The organism is Cryobacterium sp. 10I1 (genome assembly GCF_035019805.1).
Classification (GTDB): domain Bacteria; phylum Actinomycetota; class Actinomycetes; order Actinomycetales; family Microbacteriaceae; genus Cryobacterium; species Cryobacterium glucosi.
In genome coordinates this window covers 1-1,858 of sequence record NZ_JASJVF010000408.1, presented here as the reverse complement: position 1 = coordinate 1,858, position 1,858 = coordinate 1, and the positions used below count along the sequence as shown (strand labels likewise).

Below are 1,858 nucleotides of genomic sequence, written 5' to 3'. Positions count from 1 at the left end.
CCCGCGCCGACGAGGCTGAGCTTCTCGCTCTCGTCCAGGCGCACCGGGCGGTCGTGATCGGCTGAGGCCCGGCATCCGCTCTCAGAGGGCTGATGCCGCCCGCGGCCGGTCGACCCGCGGCCGGTTAACGAGTGAACTCGTCATCCGGTGGCGTGGCACTGCCGACGACTCTCCCGGATGACGAGTTCCTGCTGATATCGTGCGCCCTCCGGTGCCGTTCGCGCAAGGGGTAATTTCCAGCGTGCATGATGCCGGGAAATCCGATTGGATGGGTGCATGACTGATCTGAACACCAAGCCCGAACTCGACGCACCGGAGGGCCCAGCGCCCACGGAGCTCACCATTACCGACATCGTGGTTGGCGAGGGCGCCGAGGCGACCGCCGGCGCGACCGTCGACGTGCACTACCTCGGCGTCGAATACGACACCGGCGACGAATTCGACTCCTCGTGGAGCCGTGGCCAGTCGATCAATTTCCCGCTGCGCTCGCTCATCGCGGGCTGGCAGCAGGGCATCCCCGGCATGAAGGTCGGCGGGCGTCGCAAGCTCGTCGTGCCGCCGCATCTGGCGTACGGGCCCGCCGGCGGAGGACACCGCCTCTCCGGCCAGACCCTCATCTTCGTGATCGACCTGCGCGGCGTCAGCTAGGCCGCGCACTCACCCGCAACCCGTGCGCATCGATCACGACTCGTGGTCGATGCGCACGTGTTTAACCCGCGAGGTGTGTCCGCGCACGATCGTGACGGCGCTCTTCGAGACGGCGAAGTGCTTCGCGAGCAGCTTGACGAGGGCGTCGTTGGCGGCGCCCTCGACGGCCCGCTGCTGCAGGTAGACCGTGAGCGAGGCATCCGTCGGCGCGCTCGTCGCCGCGGGAGTGCCGAGGGAGTCCGGGTCGTCGACGGCGACGAGCGGGCCCTTGCGGCTGCCGGGCTTGACGTGCACCGTCAGGTTCACGGTTCGGGTCACGGACTGCCTCCTGAAAACTCTTCCTTTCAACGCTAGTGGTCTGCGATCGTCCGGACGAGAATGTCCCATGATCTCAATCGACTGCGCACGTGCCCTCGAAGCCGCCGGACTGGCCTGGCGGCCCGCCTCAGGCGACGCGTTCCGGATCGAAAGGGCCGGCTTCGACGTCGAGGTGTTCACGGTCAGCGAGATGACCATCGAACCGCATGAATTCGACACCGGCACCATCCTCGGCTTCAACGGCACGACCGAGTGGGCACTCGACTCGCTCGCCCTCGAGGACGCCCTCTGGCTCCCCCGGGAGGACCAGCTCCGGGAGATGCTCGGGGGTGCATTCCACTCCCTCGAGCGGCTCGGCGACGACGCCTATCGGGTCACCGCGCTGCTCGCCGGGGTGCTCGAGGCCGTCGAGGCGACCGACGCGGCGGATGCCTACGGGCTGGCGGTGCTCCGCCTCCTGCGCCTCAGCCGCTAGTCGAGCCTGCTGCCCGTCGAGCCTGCTGCTAATCGAGCCAGGCCGTGGTCATGCGCTGCACTGCTGAGCCGTCGGCATCGGCGAGTTTGACGCCGACGAACGCGCGCGCCGCGTCGGAGGTCTGCACCCGGAACGGCGGACGCTCGCCGTCGAGCAGCGCGGCGACGAAGGCCCCGGCGCTCTCCGCAGACTGCGCGGCACTGAATGACTGCGCGGCCCTGGCGAGGTACCCCGCTAGGGCGGATGCGTACGGATCGTTCGGCGGACTGGCGCGCGGGTCGAGGCCGACGTTGTCGACGAACGACGATGCGACCGCGCCGGGTTCGACGACCGTGACCGTGACACCGGCGGTCGCCGCGACGGGGGCGAGGCTCTCCATGAATCCCTCGACCGCGAATTTCGCCGCACAGTACGCCT

At 68.9% G+C, this 1,858-nt stretch carries 4 protein-coding genes; 2 read left to right on the top strand and 2 right to left on the bottom strand.

The annotated features are described in order from the left end of the window. Nucleotides 1-276: 276 nt before the first annotated feature. The gene (locus QN345_RS18560; protein WP_166788266.1) at nt 277-648 is read left to right on the top strand and encodes an FKBP-type peptidyl-prolyl cis-trans isomerase; all 372 of its coding nucleotides are present in this window, start codon (nt 277-279) and stop codon (nt 646-648) included. Between the two features lie 33 nt (nt 649-681). Here QN345_RS18560 and QN345_RS18555 read toward each other — a convergent pair whose 3' ends face one another. Further along, entirely contained in the window at nt 682-966 is a 285-nt protein-coding gene (locus QN345_RS18555; protein WP_241975325.1) for a DUF167 domain-containing protein, read from the bottom strand. A 67-nt stretch (nt 967-1,033) separates the two neighbouring features. On the opposite strand from QN345_RS18555, the gene QN345_RS18550 reads away from it, so the two are divergent. Beyond that, complete coding sequence (locus tag QN345_RS18550; protein ID WP_134449574.1) at nt 1,034-1,441, top strand: hypothetical protein; 408 nt, start codon at nt 1,034-1,036, stop codon at nt 1,439-1,441. Nucleotides 1,442-1,469: 28 nt separating this feature from the next. On the opposite strand, the gene QN345_RS18545 is transcribed toward QN345_RS18550, so the two are convergent. Next, a partial coding sequence (locus QN345_RS18545) for an SDR family NAD(P)-dependent oxidoreductase (RefSeq protein ID WP_323509058.1) occupies nt 1,470-1,858 on the bottom strand: 389 nt, incomplete at its 5' end.

Coding starts and splice junctions, on each gene's coding strand:
- QN345_RS18560 (WP_166788266.1), top strand. CDS start 277: ATGACTGATCTGAACACCAAGCCCGAACTCGACGCACCGGAGGGCCCA.
- QN345_RS18550 (WP_134449574.1), top strand. CDS start 1,034: ATGATCTCAATCGACTGCGCACGTGCCCTCGAAGCCGCCGGACTGGCC.